A 17,086-nucleotide genomic window follows, 5' to 3' on the forward strand; every position below is an offset into this window, starting at 1 on the left:
CTTTATTCTCCTTGAGATGACATCCAGTGTTGTTCAATGTTTTTATATGACTGTGCAATATGCCGACGCATTAATAACTCAGCCAGCTCACCATCACCATCGGCAATGGCATCCAAAATTCGAATATGTTCATTTAAAGCTTTGGGCGGACGATTAGGCGTATTGGAAAACTGTATGCGATACATACGAATCAAGTGATACAACTCATCACAAAGCATTTTTTCCAGCGTTTTATTACCGCTATTTTTGATAATGCAATAATGAAAATCGTCCTGACCTTCTTGTTTGTAGTAGCCTTCACCGGCTTTAAATGTTTTATCTTCAGCATGTTTTTTCAATACATCTCTTAATGCCAAAATCTGCTGTTTATCAATTCGTTGTGCTGCTAGACGACAGGCCAATCCTTCCAGATTTTCCCGAATTTGATAAAGTTCGGACAATTGTTGATGTGAAAGAGATACGACTCGCGCTCCTACATGGGCTGTGCGTTCAACCAATTTTTGACCTTCAAGACGGTGAATCGCTTCCCGCAAAGGGCCACGACTAATGCCGTGAATGCGAGATAATTCAGGTTCTGAAATTTTACTTCCAGGAGCCAGATCACCATTGATAATGGCATTCTGAATTTTATAAAACACTTGATCAGCAAGTGTCATCTCCTGTAAGAGGCCAGTTTGATGAATGGTCATATTTTCCTTATTGTCTACAATATTGCTGAATATGGATTAAAATAATGCAAAAATAAGCAAATAACAATAAATATTGTAGACAGTTTTTTAAAAGATCACCAAAATTCGACTAAAGTTTAAACTTTAAGTTATACTTAGAAAACGATTATTTTTTGGCATGTATGCTTCAAACTAAAATTTGATAAAAGATTTGAATGTATGACGTAGAGATTATTTTTTAAAGTAAAAACAGAATAGTGAATAGCACAAGATCTAAAAAAAACAAAAACCTCTCAAGCATGAGAGGCTGTCAAAAATTAATAACTACACACCAAATTATTGTCAATGTGCATGTGAAGCAGGAGAGGCTGTCATCATTGCATGTTCAGCAGAAGACATGTGCATTTCTTCTGCGGACATATTCATATCATGGCTTGCCGCATGAGTTGAATGCTCTTGTTTTTGCGTCGTTTGCTGTTTCATTTTTTGGCTTGGCATGTAATCAGGTTCATTGCCGATGGCTAAGTATAGAATAGCCAAAAATGCTGCGGCACACACAGTTGCAATTAACACACCTTTCCAGCCAAAAATAGATTTTGAGGTAGAATTTTCATCAGTCATGTTATTCGTCCTAAAAAGTAAAAGTAATTAAAAATTTGATTGGAATCATGCCTGAATATTCATGATTCGCAAATAGAAAACGGCTTAAAATTTCATATTGATCCTAGCCCAAACATTACGTCCGGGTTGGTTAAATTGTGCTGTTGCAATCATTCCAGCACCTGCATCACCTAATTTGTTTAAATGCTCGGTGTAGGTTTTATCGAATAAATTATCAATACCCATTGAAACATCAACATGTGCATTAATGCTATAGGCAGCATTTAAGGAAATAATACTAAAACCTGCACTTTTATTGAGATCATAACCGACAATATTTCCTTGATTTAGACTGACACGATTTTGCTGAGCAACCATGCGCCATAATAAACCCAGAGAAAAATCATCACGTTGGTAACGTAAATTAAAGCGTCCTTCAAGTGGTGCAATTTGTGGCAGGGCAGTATGATCACTACGATTATCACCCCATGCATACATTGCACTCATGTCGGCATGAATTTGTTCATTCAATTGATAGCCAACACCAGCTTCAGCACCTGCAATCAAGGCATCGATATTACGGGAGAATTTTTGTGAAGTACTTTGATAATCAATGAGAATGTAATTATTGATCCAGCCAGTATAAGCAGATACCCAACTATTCCAAGGTCCAGATTTAATTTCATGACCAAGATCAAGTTGCAGCGTTTGTTCAGGCTTTAATAGATTAAATGTGGTTGCTCGGTTAGAAGTACGCATTAATTCCCAATAATCCGGCATACGTTCAACATAACCTAAACCAATATAATTTTTAATTTGGCGATCTTCTGTCTGATTTTCCAGCCGAATAAATGCGCTGGGTAAATTTTCGGAACGCGATTGACGGGTTTGTAAGTCATCAACCTTGACATGATCCAGTCGTATGCCGCTTACCAGTTTATTATCGGGGTTAAATGTATGACTAAATTCGGTAAAAGCACCATAACTTTGAAATTTAGCATCTTCTGTATAGTCACGATTCATGGTAGACATGGCTGAACTTTTCATATCACCACCATGACGATTATGTTGACTATCAATACCTGTTAATACTTGCCATTTGTTCCATTCACTGGTCATCACCAGACGGCTATTTAAGGTTTGCCGAGTGACACGCATTGACATTTCATTGGGTATTGCCATTCCCATCATGGTGACAATAGGCGCAGCTCTTAACTGATAATTGTCCATGACATGGTCATTGTCATTGTAGTCAACTTGCGCCTGTAATTTTTTGATATGTGAGGTTAAATTACTTTTTTCCAAATGCAGACCCAAACTCTGGCGTTTAAACTGAGTTCCATCCATGCTGCGTCCGGCATAGGCAGCTTCACCATCTGCCACACCCGCTTTAAGTTCAAACCATGTATCTGCATCAGGTGTCCATCCGAATGCCAAATCTGTGTTCCAGCGTAACCAGCTTGAATGAACACGTTGATCTTGGCCATCTTCATAATCACTTGCACGGGAACGATTAGCATTTAATCTGGTATAAAATTCTGCATTACCAAGAGCAGTTTCAATATTTTGATCTAGACGACCATAAGATCCCATGACAATGCTAGCTTGTCCCTGATACATTTTGCCTTGTTCAAATTTAGGTGCGATACGTTCAAACATCACTGTTGCCGCAGAACCCGGCGTTGCATATTGAACGGTTTGCGGGCCTTTAATCACCGTAATTTGGTCATAGCTTTCAGGTGAAATATAAGAGGCCGGATTATCCATACGTGACGGACATGCCCCCAGATTTTCCGTACCATCTGTTAACATTTTAATTCGGGAGCCAAACATTCCTCGAAAAGTTACATCACTATTTATTCCTGAGCTGGCAACAGCATTAAATCCCATCATACTTTTTAGATAAGCAGCACCATCAGCAGCAGGAATCGGCTGAATTGGTTGCTTAGGATCAGCTACAATCATCAAGCCATTGACTACATGATCTGTTTGTGCCGTGATCACCAACGGCGCCAATTGTATGGCGGTGTCTTGAGTAGATTCAGCAGCATGACTAACTTGTAGCCATAACAGGCTACACAGCGCAGCATTTAGCGGCTGGATTTTCAAATAAAAATTCATGGTAATACTCAAAATATAAAAATTTAAATAAATAGAGCATATACATTGATATTTTTTCGTCCTGTAGCAATGGAATGAAAAAATACAATGATGCTTTAATGCTAAGTTTTATATTGTGAGTAAAGCAGGAGGTGCTCGACCTTGTGGTAAAAGAAATAATCTTTGCAGTACAAAATAGACATAGTTCAACTGTCGTTTAAAAAATAACAATCGAATTTGAATGCGTTCCAGAACTTCTTTTATTCCTAACTCAGGTGGTAAAACCAGATGGGCGTAAACCGTACAATATTGACATTGATGACCTAAACTATGATGTTCATGAGTAGAAGATTGAGCATCTGTAATGGATTGAGCATGATGATGCTCATGTGCAGAAGGTTGTACAGAGGAATAATCGTGTGCTGTGATATGTTGTACTGAATTATTATACATTAAGGCACGAGAAATCACTTCGCACACAGGCGAAACCTGAAATTGAGCTGGAAGCAAAGGTTGGAGAAAGACTACAACCTGCAAAAATACTGCAAAAAAACCAAGCAGTATGCCACTACGATGAATCAAGTAACATCTCAATGCATAAAAGTCATCACACACTAACCGAATATTGATATTGTGTAAAGTTTGTAAATAACAAGATATCTGATAGATTCCTAACAATTACACTCAAATTCAACTCACTCAATATTTGAATCCGTTATAATGCCAAGCAAATGTGTATTTGATAGTGAAATATTGTGCAGCTTGATAAACTATTGCAATCTCAGGGATTTGGTTCACGTAAACATTGCCAGCAATTGATTCGGCAAGGGCAGGTGAAAATTAATGATGAAATCATTACGGATAGCAAGTTTAAAACAGTCACAACATCACTGAAATTTACAGTTTTTCAAGAAGAATATCAGTATCGGGAAAAAGTTTATCTGGCGATTTATAAGCCGCAACACTATGAATGTTCTCATCAGCCACAGCAGCATCACAGTATTTTTGATCTTTTATCGGATCAATTAATCTCGCGAGGTGTACAAACAATTGGACGACTTGATCAGGATACTACCGGATTACTTTTACTCACGGATGATGGACAATTTTTGCATCAACTCACACATCCCAAAAAACACGTCAACAAATATTATGTGATTGAAACAACAGAAGACATCACGCCAGAACAAATTGAACAATTACAATGCGGGGTAAACTTACATCAGGAAAAAGGTGTTTTTGCAACCCAAGATATTGAAGTATTGAATCATCGCCAGTGTAGGATGGCAATTGATCAAGGCATTTATCATCAGGTAAAACGGATGTTTGCAGCAGTCGGTAACCATGTGGTACAACTGCATCGTGATCAGATTGGTAGTTTAAAATTGTCAGATTTACCTTTACAGGAAGGTGAATGGTGTTACTTAAATGAAGCTGAAATACGCGCTGCCTCAGCACCGCATAAGCTGCAAGATTTTTAAATACTGATCTAGAATAAATGTTGGCTATTAGATAAAACAGTGATAAGTACTGAACTCTTCGTCACGAACAAAACCTAAAGATTCGTATAAACGGCGTGCTTCCACATTATCTTCAGCAGTTTGCAGACTGATCCTTAAAGATTTATGTTGTCTGGCAAATAAAATTGCTGTATCTACTAATTGATGTGCAGCACCCTGACGGCGGTAAGCTGGGGTGACATAAGTATCATCAATAATGTAGTATTCGGCACATTCGGCTGTAGAAAACCCTAGATATAATACGATAAAACCAGTAAGCTCATCGTCTTTTTGGCTGACGAAAATGACACTTTCCTGATTTTTAAAGCGCTTGTATAAAAATTCTTGAGTTTGCTTTAGATTAGAAGAACTGCCATAAAATTGTCGATATTCATCAAACAGTGTAGCCAAAGGCGTTAAATCCTGTTCAGTCGCACGTCTAACGATCATAAAGCATATCCTTCAAAAATTGTTATCAAGAGTTATGCAGGATATACAAAAAAATTTTGAAGATAAAACAGACAATTGTGAAAAAATGCTACGAAAAATTATTGTGAATTCTGTTTTTGATTAAGAATTTGATCCAGTTCCAGAAATAAATCCTGATGATTTTCATCTTGCACTTCTTCACGAGCTGGAATCGGTGCAAAAGTCATTTTATTTTCGATACTAAAAGGGATAGATTGTGTCATGACCACTTGCCGAAAAAACATGCGCACGGCCTGTGCTGGTGTCAATCCCAATTGTTTGAAAACAGCAAATGCCTGTTTCTTTTCTTCGCTATCTAGGCGTATTTGATAAACCTCAGTTTTTGCCATGATAAATTTCCCCAAAATATGATTTACTAACACAGCACGTTGTCATTACATTGTGACGAAAAATATCTTACTAAAAAAAAAGGTATTTTTCCAGTGCTTGTTTTATCAACAATTTTAGAATTTAATATTAAGTAATGCATATAAAAATAGGCGCTATATCCAGCACCTATTTATGTATTTGGTTAAATTTGGTAATGACTATTGTTGTAATTGCTGTGGTACACGAATAAATGGTCCAGTTTTACTTGCGGGGCGTTCAACAATTTTAATCTTGAGTGTCAATTCCTGATCATCACGTTTCACAATTGCTGGTATTTCACTATTTGGTTTTTGCATTGCGATATAGGCGATTAACTGATTGGCGTTATTAATCGTTTGCCCATTAACTGACAGAATGATATCACTTGTTTTGATCCCTGCCAGTGCTGCCGGCCCTTTAGGCAATACCCCCATGACCTGAACACCGTTTTGGGTTTGAGTATCGAATTCATTATTTTGATCCAAACTACGTACTTCAATGCCTAACCAACCACGAATGACTCGTCCATCTTGTAAAATTGAATCAAGTACTTGTTTGCAGATTTCTGCCGGAATTGCAAAACCAATGCCTAGAGAACCTCCGGTTTTTGAGAAGATTGCGGTATTCACACCAATAAGGTTACCGGCAACATCAATTAATGCTCCACCAGAATTTCCGGGATTAATTGCGGCATCAGTTTGAATAAAATCTTCATAGGTATTGATGCCCAAACCAGTTCGACCAGTCGCAGAAATGATACCCTGTGTTACGGTTTGACCTACACCAAACGGGTTTCCAATCGCAAGCACAACGTCTCCAACTTCGTTACCACTCAGTTTAAATGGTAATACTGGTAGTTTGTCCAGATTAATCTTGATCACGGCAAGGTCTGTTTCAGGATCAGTACCAACCACTTGCGCTTTAGCTTTGCGGCCGTCATGTAAACCCACCACAATTTCTTCAGCTTGTGCAATCACATGGTTGTTGGTGAGAATATAACCATCGGGACGAACGATAACGCCAGAACCTAAACTATTTTGTTGTTCAGGTTGTAGGTTTTCAGGAAGTTGATCACCAAAAAATTCTCTTAAAAATTGCTCATTAATTGGGAGCGATTCCTGTTTTTGTGTTTTTTGTAAGGTAAAAATATTTACTACAGCAGGTGCGGCAACCTTTACTGCACCACTATAAGAAACCACGCCACCGGTACGGCTGGTATCAATCAGGGGTTCAATTTTTTCGGCTGGCATTTTTACGCCATCAGCAGCGACAGGTGCTTTTGGTACTTGCATTTTTTGCCATGTCACAAAACCAATAACCACTAAAACCAGAAGTATCCAAGGTAACACCACTAACAAACGGCGCACAGTCTATTCCTCAAAATTCTTTTTACAGTCAATATAATAGGGTAGTTATGATGACCCTATGCAAATTGTAATTGTTTCTACGTTAAGTTGAAGTCTATTTTGTAATGCTTTAGTAAAAAATAATTTGTGTTAGCATATTTTTGATTATAAATGTATGGAATATATCAATATGGCACAATTGCAGCAGCTTATCCAATGGTGCGATCAAACATTACAATCTGCACAATTTAAGGACTATTGTCCAAATGGCCTACAAATTGAAGGCAAGCAGGAGGTACAGTATCTGGTAAGTAGTGTTACTGCTTCTCTACAGGCTGTTGAGGCTGCTCTAGATTTAAAAGCGGATGCACTTATTGTTCATCATGGTTATTTCTGGAAAGGTGAGCCCAGTCCATTAACTGGTTTAAAAGGAAAAAGAATCAAGCAACTGTTGCAGGCAGACATTTCTTTGATTGCTTATCATTTACCATTGGATGCACATCCACAATTGGGTAATAATGCTGCATTAGCAGCCTTGCTTGGAATTAAAATCACTGGTGCCCTTGATCCTTCTGAGTCTCATCCAATTGGTAATGTTGGTACGTTGGCACAGCCATTATCCAGCGAACAATTTGTAAAGTTATTAACGGATAAACTTGGACAGGTGCCTATTCATATCGATACTCATAAGTCGGTAATTAAAAAAATTGGCTTTTGTACTGGGGCAGCACAGGACTTTTTATATAAAGCTGCTACATTGACGTGTGATGCTTATTTGTCAGGTGAAATAAGCGAGAGAACATTCCATGAAGCACATGAATATGGTCTGGATTATTTTGCTGCTGGACACCATGCGACAGAGCGATTCGGTATACAACATCTTGGAAAAGCACTTGCAAAGCAATTTGATTTGCAATATGACTATATAGAGTTAAATAACCCGATTTAATGAATTTGAATTGATGATTGAATTGGATCGCGTTGTTTGGCTTTATGTATATTTCTTATGCGCTTATTGTGTATTGTTATTTAAACAAATGCACCAAATGCGTTTTTATGAATTACAATACTTTTGCTAAATATCAACTACCCAGCTAATATGCAAGGAAATTGAAATGACAACCATTACTTTACCCGCATTACCTTATGCGTATGATGCGCTTGAGCCACATATTTCTAAAGAAACTTTAGAATTCCATCATGATAAACATCATCAGACTTACGTCACTAATCTAAATAATCTAATCAAGGAAACTGAACTTGAAGGGAAAACTTTAGAGGAAATTATTACTGCATCAGCAGGTGATACATCTAAAGCAGGTATTTTCAATAATGCCGCACAAGTTTGGAATCACACTTTTTACTGGAATTCACTGACACCAAATGGTGGTGGTAAACCTACTGGTGCAATTGCAGTAAAAATTGATGAAGCCTTTGGCTCATACGAAAAATTTGCAGAAGAATTTGCCAATGCGGCTGCAACACAATTTGGTTCAGGTTGGGCTTGGTTAGTTGCTGACGAGATTAATGGTAATTTATCTATCCTAAAAACTGCTAATGCGGATACTCCACTTGCACATGGCAAAATTGCTGTATTAACTATCGATGTATGGGAACATGCTTATTACATCGATTTCCGTAATGCACGTCCAAAATACATCGCGACATTCCTTGAGAGTCTTGTAAACTGGGATTATGCAAATGCCAAACTTGCAGGTCAGGAAGCTGGTGTAGAAAAATAATTTGTTTTAATAGGTTCCGGTTTTGACATAAACCGGAGCCTTATTTTTATCTTACTATTGCAAAGTATTACCTAATTATCATGAATAAATTGCTTGTTTATCTTATGGTTTCATTTACAAAAATTTAAATAGATCTTTAGTACTTGTCATATATTTTTCTTTTAGAGTTGATAGACTTATTTTAGTGGGTTTTTACGGTTATTCAATTGGCTGGAAAGTATCATTTTTTTATAGAAAATGGTTTTATTTCCCCAAAAAAACTGTATGATCGGCTGCCTAGGACTAAGATAGAGAACACAGCAATTATCCTAAACTAGCTATTGGCATAAGTCTTTATAAATGAAGACTTATTTTTTTCTACCCTTATCAGAGATGGTAATCCGATATGAGCGTATCTTTAAACGATCCAACTGCAACTGCCAAAACTAACGAATATTACTTGACTCGCCAAAGTCAGATGGAATCAAATGTTCGTAGTTATCCTCGTAAATTACCTTTAGCGATTGCGAAAGCGAAGGGCTGTTGGATCACCGATGTTGAGGGCAATGAATACCTCGACTGTCTAGCTGGTGCAGGCACTTTGGCCCTTGGTCACAACCATCCTGCTGTTATTCAAAGTATTCAGGACACACTGGCAAGCGGTTTGCCATTACATACACTGGATTTGACGACACCGTTAAAAGATGCCTTTACAGAAAATCTTTTGTCGTTTCTTCCTGGTGGAAAACAAGAGTACTGCTTACAATTCTGTGGTCCATCCGGTGCAGACGCAACCGAAGCAGCCATCAAACTTGCTAAAACCTATACTGGTCGTGCAAATGTGATCAGTTTTTCAGGTGGTTATCATGGTATGACACATGGTTCCTTGGCCATGACAGGTAATTTAAGTGCCAAAAATGCCGTGAATGGTTTAATGCCAGGCGTACAATTTATGCCTTATCCGCATGAATATCGATGCCCACTAGGGATCGGCGGTGAAGCTGGTGTAAATGCCTTAACGTATTATTTTGAACAATTCATTGAAGATGTAGAAAGCGGTGTAACCCGTCCTGCGGCAGTTATTCTCGAAGCCATTCAGGGTGAAGGTGGTGTGGTTGTTGCACCAACAAAATGGCTGAAAAAAATTCGTGAAGTCACTGAGAAACATAATATTGTCTTGATTCTCGATGAAGTTCAGGCCGGTTTTGCACGTTCTGGAAAAATGTTTGCCTTTGAACATACAGGCATTGAACCTGATGTTGTGGTGATGTCTAAAGCGGTAGGTGGTAGCTTGCCACTTGCAGTATTGGCAATTAAACGTAAATTCGATGCATGGCAACCTGCTGGTCACACCGGAACTTTCCGTGGTAACCAATTGGCGATGGGTACAGGCTTAGCGACTTTAACGGCTATCAAACAAGATAAACTTGCTGAAAATGCCCAAGAGCGTGGTGAGTTTTTACAAGCTGAGTTAAAAAAACTGGCACAAGATTTTCATTGTATTGGCCATGTGCGTGGTCGTGGTTTGATGATCGGCATTGAAATTATTGACGAAAATCAACCAGCAGATCATTTAGGTGCTTATCCTGCGGATTCTCAGTTGGCAGCAGCAATTCAAACAGCATGTTTTAACAATAAGTTAATGCTGGAAAAAGGCGGACGTAATGGTACAGTTATCCGTTTACTTTGCCCATTAATTATCACTCAGGAAGAATGCGAAGAAGTCCTTAAACGCTTCAAAAAAGCTGTGGCTGAAGCATTAGTTGCAGTGCGAGGCAAATAATACATGGTAGATTTTGCAAAGCACCGTCAAGCACTACTTTGCAATGATGCACAATCCATTGCTGACTATCAGTCAGCAATGGAACAGGCTGTTAAAGCAGTTGCTGCATGGTTGCAAAATGACAAAATGTACACAGGCGGCAGCATTAAACAGCTCCGTTCTGTCATTGCATTTCAGCCTTCAAAAGAAGGGATGGGACTTGAAGGTGCATTAAAGCGTTCAGTAGAATTATTTCTGAATAAAAGCCTGAAGGTACATCATCCACATTCTCTGGCACATTTACATTGTCCAACCATGGTCACCAGTCAGATTGCTGAAGTCCTAATTAATGCCACCAACCAGTCTATGGATTCATGGGATCAAAGTCCGGCCGGTTCATTGATGGAAGTTCAGTTGATTGACTGGTTGCGCCAGAAAGTTGGTTTTGGTGCGGGTCAGGCTGGTGTATTTACTTCTGGTGGTACACAATCTAATTTAATGGGTGTATTACTGGCACGTGACTGGGCGATTGCCAAACACTGGAAAAATGCCGATGGTCAGGAATGGTCAGTACAACGTGATGGCTTGCCAGTAGAAGCATTAAGTAAAGTCAAAGTTATATGTTCTGAAAATGCCCATTTCTCCGTGCAGAAGAATATGGCAATGATGGGAATGGGCTTTCAGTCTGTGGTGACTGTTCCAGTAAATGACAAGGCACAAATTGATGTTGATGCTTTGGAAAAAACAATGGCACATTTGACTGCTGAAGGTAAAATTATTGCCTGTGTCGTTGCAACTGCCGGAACCACCGATGCTGGTGCAATTGATCCAATCCAAAAAATTCGTGCATTAACAACACAGTATGGTGCATGGATGCATGTCGATGCAGCATGGGGTGGCGCATTAATTTTATCGAATGATTATCGTCATTGGTTAGATGGTATTGAAACTGTAGACTCAGTCACACTGGATTTTCACAAGCACTATTTCCAAAGCATTAGCTGTGGTGCATTTCTGCTTAAAGATGAAGCTAATTACCGTTTTATGCATTATGAAGCGGAATATTTGAATTCAGCTTACGATGAAGAGCATGGTGTTCCTAATCTGGTTTCTAAATCTTTACAAACCACACGCCGTTTTGATGCATTGAAACTGTGGATGACGATTGAAGCATTAGGTGAAGAACTTTATGGTTCAATGATTGATCATGGCGTCAATCTAACGCGTGATGTTGCTGCTTATATTCAGGCAACAGAAGATTTAGAGCTTTTGGTTGAACCACAATTTGCTTCGGTATTATTCCGTGTTGTTCCAAAGGATTATCCTGAAGAATTTATTGATAGCCTGAACCAGAATGTTGCAGATGAGTTATTTGCACGTGGTGAAGCAAATATTGGAGTAACCAAAGTTGGTGCGGTACAATCACTGAAGATGACCACATTAAGTCCTGTGGCAACACTGGATAATGTGAAAAATCTTTTGGCACTTGTATTGACTGAGGCAAATCGTATCAAAGATGCAATCGTTGCTGGTCGTTATACACCAGCAATTGATGAATAGGTTAAAAAGCTGATCAATTGCTTGGTAATTTCACTGATTTAGTGGTGTGAAGCCGAAAAATCAGTGAAATAGGTCTTGAGGATTAAATTCTGCATTTTGTAGGATTTAATCCTTTTTTGATTCCACAGATTTTAAGTATTTTTATTTTGATCCTAACCCTGAGTATGAGTCTTATATAGCGTACGACATCATTGCTTTGCTTACAGTGATTGATCCTTCATCTCATGTTGCGTTATATTTTTTACTTAGAACGACTAAGTTATACAAATCATGCCTTGTACCAACTAAAAAGTTCTACATCATGTACGGTTGCATTTCAAGTATCTGTGAAATGTTAATACGCTTTAATTTTATAAATCATATATTGCATAACAAGGGATTTATCTGTACTTTAACAATATTATGGTTAAAAATCATACAAATGTAAGATATTTCTTGCAATTATGTAAGCTAAAGCTTACATCGTTGTAATCCATAGACTATTCGTTTAATTTTATTATTTTTTATAATGGCATTATGTATCGAGTTGACTTGATCAATATTAAAGAGAATGGCATATAGAATTAAGATAACTATTCTCAATAATAATTTTGATACATATTGGCATCTCTTCCTCTTTTTGGAGGAGGAGAGGAAGAGATACCACTTTAATCGTTGGGGAAATGAAGATGCTAAAATTTAAAGATATCCTGTTTTTCTTGTTTATTACCATTAGTTTTTTTGTTTTACTGATCTTTTTTAACTATATCGGCTTTATAGAGTCAATCAACTTATTTTTAACGTCTTTCCTTTATGGAATAGTAAATAGTATGTACGCATCACAATTAAAATATGAAAAAGTTTATTTATTACTAACAGTACCTTTTCTTGTTCTAATTTTGTTCTTAGGTAAATCTAATGAAATATTCCTGATTTGTTCAGGAATATTTATGGCGACTTCTCTGATATTTATGAGTAGAAATCTCAAGATTTTTAGTAATTTTACAAAAACGGAGTGATTCCCCGATTATTAAAACCTGTACGGGTTCTATTTTTTCTATTGGTTTGATTCACTGTAATTAGTGTTTCTATAAAATTGCTGAGATGATGCAAGTCCAGCTTTTGAGGGTCAAATTTTTCAATTCCATTTTCTTTAAAATAGTGGTCAATCATTGAATCTTTTTCAACATATTTCATTGACCATTTTTTAAATCTAAATTTTTCAATTTCAATAATGCATAAGCGTTTTACACAATGATGTCGAATATCTTTCTCAATATTCCTATACAAGGATTCTATTGTGGATTGCTCACCTTCAAGGCATTGAAAAAAGGCATTATCTGCATAGTAAAGTACACCATATATCTCATTTTCCTGATTGAATTTTCTAGCTAAAGTAAGAATATCGATAATGTCTTCTAATAAATTTTCATCATCATTAATCTTTCTCTTGCTGGCATAACAAAGCATAACTTTCATTTGGATGAAGTCACTATTTGGAGGAGGAATCTATCAATGTATCACGCACAGCAAGAATTGATAGATTTTTTGGAATTTTATGTTGGTTAAATTTATTGGTTTCCACAAATCTTTTCTTATTAATATTTTAGATTGGATTAAAAATAAACCCATTTGCAAAACATGCAAATGGGTTATGGTAGCTACTCGCAACTCGTTGTAATTTCTTACTTGTCCAGATGCTTTTGTAGTATTTTTGCTTGTAATTCAGCATTGCCTGTATAGGTTGCTGGCGTCATTTCTGCAAGACGCTGACGATCCTGAGCAGGAACTTTTTCTAGTTCTGAACCGTTGACGAAATTTACCATCATGTCACGTGTCATTGCTTGGCCACGTGTTAATGCTTTTAATTTTTCATACGGTTTTTCGATATTATGACGACGCATCACTGTCTGAATTGGTTCTGCAAGAACTTCCTGTGCATGATCAAGATCTTCCAGTAGACGATTGGCATTGAGTTCAAGTTTGCCAATCCCTTTTAAACAGGCATCAAACGCAATCAGACTTTGTGCAAAACCCACACCCATATTACGAAGAACAGTAGAGTCCGTCAGGTCACGTTGCCAACGGGAAATCGGTAATTTTTCTCCTAAATGCGCAAGCACTGCATTGGCAATCCCTAGATTGCCCTCAGAGTTTTCAAAGTCAATTGGGTTAACTTTATGTGGCATGGTTGACGAACCAACTTCACCTTCTTTTAAGCGTTGTTTGAAGTAACCTAAAGAAATGTAACCCCAGATATCACGGTTAAAATCGATTAAGACAGTGTTAAAACGACGCAAAGCGTCAAATAATTCTGCCATATAGTCGTGCGGTTCAATTTGCGTGGTATATGGATTAAAAGTTAAACCCAAAGATTCAACAAATGCCTGTGAATGTGCAGGCCAGTCAATATTTGGATAAGCAGATAAGTGAGCATTATAGTTTCCTACAGCACCATTAATTTTGCCAAGTAATTCAACTTGCTTAAATTGTTTAATCTGGCGAGATAAGCGGTAAGCAACATTGGCCATTTCTTTACCCAGCGTGGTTGGGCTTGCAGTTTGACCATGTGTGCGAGATAGCATAGGTTGAGCAGCATGAGTTTGTGCAAGTGTAGCAATATCTGCCAGAATTTTTTTCATACTTTGTAATAGAACATCACGTCCCTGCTTTAACATTAAAGCATGTGATAGATTGTTAATATCTTCAGAAGTGCAGGCAAAATGAATAAATTCACCAGCTTCTTTTAATTCATCAATATGTGCAATTTGTTCTTTTAAAAAGTATTCAACAGCTTTAACATCATGATTGGTAGTGCGTTCAATTTCTTTAATTCTTAAAGCATTGTCTTCAGAAAAATTGATAACAATTGCATCAAGTGCGGCATTTGTTTCATCACTAAATGGCTGAATTTCAGTAATTTCCGGATGATTGGCAAGTGCTTGTAACCAACGCACTTCTACGGTAACCCGTGCATGAATCAGTCCAAATTCGGAAAGGTAAGGGCGTAATGCATCACATTTGCTTGCATAGCGGCCATCAAGTGGAGAAAGGGCGGTTAAGGTTGACAACATGGTAAATCCTTCAATTCAGTCAAACGCTGTGATTAAGTTTCAATATCAGCAAACTTGAGCTGCTGATGTTGGAGTTGTGCAAAATAACGAAGTTCTTTAATAATTTTAGTTTTGGAAAAAACCAGCTTCCATGGATTTCCACCCAGTTTGCGCCAGTAGTGTGCGGCCTGTAGACCTGTGAATAATAATGCCCGAATCATATCAACTTCATGAGGGTTTTTGAAAGATTCCGGATTACCTTTAACCATGATTCTGGGTTTTAGTGTACTGGCTGTTTCAGTATATAGTTGTGCAAAGGCAGCAATAATACTGGGGTGGTGATATTGATAGTCAAAAAAAGCCAATTGGCGAATAATATTCTGTTGTGTCTGATTAATCTTTTTGCAAAATTCTGCCTGACGATAGACTTTGGCAGAAAGATTAAGTAAACCCATTGCATAATTTAATGGAAATTTGGCATTTTTAATGCCAAGGCGGGGAATACGGGACTTTGGGCTGGCATCATAAGGTGCAATCAGACATTGTTCTAATGTGTGTAAACCTAGATGGATATCGCCTAATGTCGGAAAAAAAATCTGGCTATTTAAATTTGGATTATCATTTGCCCGAATATTTAATGCAGCTCTGATTGAAATATCGCGGTAATGGTTGCCTAATTCACCAATACGGCTTGAACTGGAAGTGGCAACAACATGTACGAGTTGAGCTGCCTGAAATACTGCGGCCAATGCCAGAACCTGATGCTGTTGCTGCGAGAACTCAACTTCTGGCATAAAAGGCTGCATGGTGTCCATAATTTATCTCTGTAAATATTGCGGTAATGGTGCATTTATACTGCGAATAACACCACCACCCAAACAGGTTTGCTGTTGATAAAATACCACAGATTGCCCAGGTGTTGCAGCACGTTGTGGCTCATCAAATACTACGAGAACACCTGAAGGAAATTCATCATGACGATAAATGGTACATGCCTGATCAGATTGACGGTAGCGTGTTTTGGCTGTGCAACGTAAACCAGATGACGGAATATCTTGTTCGCCTGCGATCCAGTAAATTTCTTCACTATCTAGTTGGGTCGATAACATTAATGAATGTTCATGACCTTGTCCAATAACAAGACGATTATTGGCGATATCTTTATGTAGTACAAACCATGCACCTTCAGCAGCATTTTTCATGCCACCAATACCAATACCACCACGTTGGCCAAGCGTGTAATACATCAACCCATGGTGTTGCCCAATCACTGTACCATCTTCAAGAACGATTTCACCGGGCTGAGCAGGTAAATATTGTTTTAAAAAATCATTAAAACGGCGTTCACCAATAAAACAAATACCTGTCGAATCTTTTTTAGTCGCCGTTGATAGACCTAATTTTTGGGCAATTTCACGAACTTGGGGTTTCTCTAGTTCTCCTACAGGAAAAAGCGTTTTATCAATTTCTCGACCATGTACGGCATGTAAAAAGTATGTTTGATCTTTATTATTATCAAGACCTCTTAGTAAAGGCGCATAAGTTTCACCCTGACTATTCTGGCTGCTTATACCACGGCGGCAATAATGTCCGGTAGCAATTAAATCTGCACCTAAATTTACGGCATAATCTAAAAAGGCACGAAACTTAATTTCTTTATTACATAGAATATCAGGATTAGGTGTGCGTCCAGCAGAATATTCTGCAAGAAAGTGTTCAAAAACACGATCCCAGTATTCCATGGAAAAGTTGACTGTGTGTAGTTTAATACCTAAACGATCTGCGACAGCTTGTGCATCAGCAAGATCTTGCATTGCTGTGCAATATTCCGTGCCGTCATCTTCCTCCCAGTTCTTCATAAACAGACCTTCTACATGATAGCCCTGTTCGAGGAGTAAAGCTGCCGAAACGGATGAATCTACACCGCCTGACATGCCAACGATGACATTTTTTTGCATACG

General features: G+C 38.0%; 16 protein-coding genes. 5 read left to right on the forward strand and 11 right to left on the reverse strand.

Going from position 1 to position 17,086, the window contains the following annotated elements; translation table 11 throughout:
• Window positions 1–2 precede the first annotated feature (2 nt).
• The 4 genes from F4V57_RS01355 to F4V57_RS01370 all read right to left on the reverse strand — a co-directional run bounded on the left by F4V57_RS01355 (window position 3) and on the right by F4V57_RS01370 (window position 3,950).
• Entirely contained in the window at window positions 3–689 is a 687-nt protein-coding gene (locus tag F4V57_RS01355) for a GntR family transcriptional regulator (protein ID WP_070069915.1), read from the reverse strand.
• 321 nt (window positions 690–1,010) lie between these two features.
• Entirely contained in the window at window positions 1,011–1,289 is a 279-nt protein-coding gene (locus F4V57_RS01360) for a hypothetical protein (protein ID WP_070069914.1), read from the reverse strand.
• Between the two features lie 84 nt (window positions 1,290–1,373).
• Window positions 1,374–3,389 (reverse strand): TonB-dependent copper receptor, encoded by a 2,016-nt coding sequence (locus F4V57_RS01365; RefSeq protein WP_070069913.1) that lies wholly within the window; start codon window positions 3,387–3,389, stop codon window positions 1,374–1,376.
• Between the two features lie 108 nt (window positions 3,390–3,497).
• Window positions 3,498–3,950, reverse strand: coding sequence for a DUF2946 family protein (locus F4V57_RS01370; RefSeq protein ID WP_070069912.1), 453 nt, complete (start codon window positions 3,948–3,950; stop codon window positions 3,498–3,500).
• A 173-nt stretch (window positions 3,951–4,123) separates the two neighbouring features.
• Between F4V57_RS01370 and F4V57_RS01375 the strand changes: the two genes are divergently transcribed.
• Window positions 4,124–4,849, forward strand: coding sequence for a pseudouridine synthase (locus F4V57_RS01375; protein WP_070069911.1), 726 nt, complete (start codon window positions 4,124–4,126; stop codon window positions 4,847–4,849).
• Window positions 4,850–4,876: 27 nt separating this feature from the next.
• Here F4V57_RS01375 and F4V57_RS01380 read toward each other — a convergent pair whose 3' ends face one another.
• The 3 genes from F4V57_RS01380 to F4V57_RS01390 form a co-directional block, all read right to left on the reverse strand.
• Window positions 4,877–5,317, reverse strand: coding sequence for a GNAT family N-acetyltransferase (locus F4V57_RS01380; protein ID WP_070069910.1), 441 nt, complete (start codon window positions 5,315–5,317; stop codon window positions 4,877–4,879).
• Window positions 5,318–5,415: 98 nt separating this feature from the next.
• Window positions 5,416–5,685 carry a type II toxin-antitoxin system RelB/DinJ family antitoxin gene (locus F4V57_RS01385; RefSeq protein ID WP_070069909.1) on the reverse strand — a complete coding sequence of 90 codons (270 nt, stop codon included), beginning with the start codon at window positions 5,683–5,685 and terminating at the stop codon, window positions 5,416–5,418.
• A 198-nt stretch (window positions 5,686–5,883) separates the two neighbouring features.
• Complete coding sequence (locus tag F4V57_RS01390; RefSeq protein ID WP_070069908.1) at window positions 5,884–7,071, reverse strand: S1C family serine protease; 1,188 nt, start codon at window positions 7,069–7,071, stop codon at window positions 5,884–5,886.
• A 169-nt stretch (window positions 7,072–7,240) separates the two neighbouring features.
• Here F4V57_RS01390 and F4V57_RS01395 point away from each other — a divergent pair, with 169 nt between their 5' ends.
• From F4V57_RS01395 to F4V57_RS01410, 4 genes are all read left to right on the forward strand, one after another.
• The gene (locus F4V57_RS01395) at window positions 7,241–7,999 is read left to right on the forward strand and encodes a Nif3-like dinuclear metal center hexameric protein (protein ID WP_070069974.1); all 759 of its coding nucleotides are present in this window, start codon (window positions 7,241–7,243) and stop codon (window positions 7,997–7,999) included.
• A 166-nt stretch (window positions 8,000–8,165) separates the two neighbouring features.
• The gene (locus tag F4V57_RS01400; RefSeq protein ID WP_070069907.1) at window positions 8,166–8,792 is read left to right on the forward strand and encodes a superoxide dismutase; all 627 of its coding nucleotides are present in this window, start codon (window positions 8,166–8,168) and stop codon (window positions 8,790–8,792) included.
• Between the two features lie 385 nt (window positions 8,793–9,177).
• The gene (locus F4V57_RS01405) at window positions 9,178–10,554 is read left to right on the forward strand and encodes a diaminobutyrate--2-oxoglutarate transaminase (protein ID WP_070069906.1); all 1,377 of its coding nucleotides are present in this window, start codon (window positions 9,178–9,180) and stop codon (window positions 10,552–10,554) included.
• Window positions 10,555–10,557: 3 nt separating this feature from the next.
• Complete coding sequence (locus F4V57_RS01410; protein ID WP_070069905.1) at window positions 10,558–12,093, forward strand: pyridoxal phosphate-dependent decarboxylase family protein; 1,536 nt, start codon at window positions 10,558–10,560, stop codon at window positions 12,091–12,093.
• Window positions 12,094–13,074: 981 nt separating this feature from the next.
• Here F4V57_RS01410 and F4V57_RS01415 read toward each other — a convergent pair.
• The 4 genes from F4V57_RS01415 to mnmA form a co-directional block, all read right to left on the reverse strand.
• Window positions 13,075–13,551, reverse strand: coding sequence for a BLUF domain-containing protein (locus tag F4V57_RS01415; protein ID WP_070069903.1), 477 nt, complete (start codon window positions 13,549–13,551; stop codon window positions 13,075–13,077).
• A gap of 206 nt (window positions 13,552–13,757) precedes the next feature.
• Window positions 13,758–15,143 (reverse strand): adenylosuccinate lyase, encoded by a 1,386-nt coding sequence (gene purB / locus F4V57_RS01420; protein WP_070069973.1) that lies wholly within the window; start codon window positions 15,141–15,143, stop codon window positions 13,758–13,760.
• 35 nt (window positions 15,144–15,178) lie between these two features.
• Window positions 15,179–15,919, reverse strand: coding sequence for a DUF489 family protein (locus tag F4V57_RS01425; protein ID WP_070069972.1), 741 nt, complete (start codon window positions 15,917–15,919; stop codon window positions 15,179–15,181).
• Between the two features lie 24 nt (window positions 15,920–15,943).
• Window positions 15,944–17,083 carry a tRNA 2-thiouridine(34) synthase MnmA gene (mnmA, locus tag F4V57_RS01430; protein ID WP_070069902.1) on the reverse strand — a complete coding sequence of 380 codons (1,140 nt, stop codon included), beginning with the start codon at window positions 17,081–17,083 and terminating at the stop codon, window positions 15,944–15,946.
• Window positions 17,084–17,086: the final 3 nt, after the last annotated feature.

Origin of the sequence: Acinetobacter qingfengensis (genome assembly GCF_008693185.1) — a bacterium.
Taxonomy (GTDB): Bacteria; Pseudomonadota; Gammaproteobacteria; order Pseudomonadales; family Moraxellaceae; genus Acinetobacter; species Acinetobacter qingfengensis.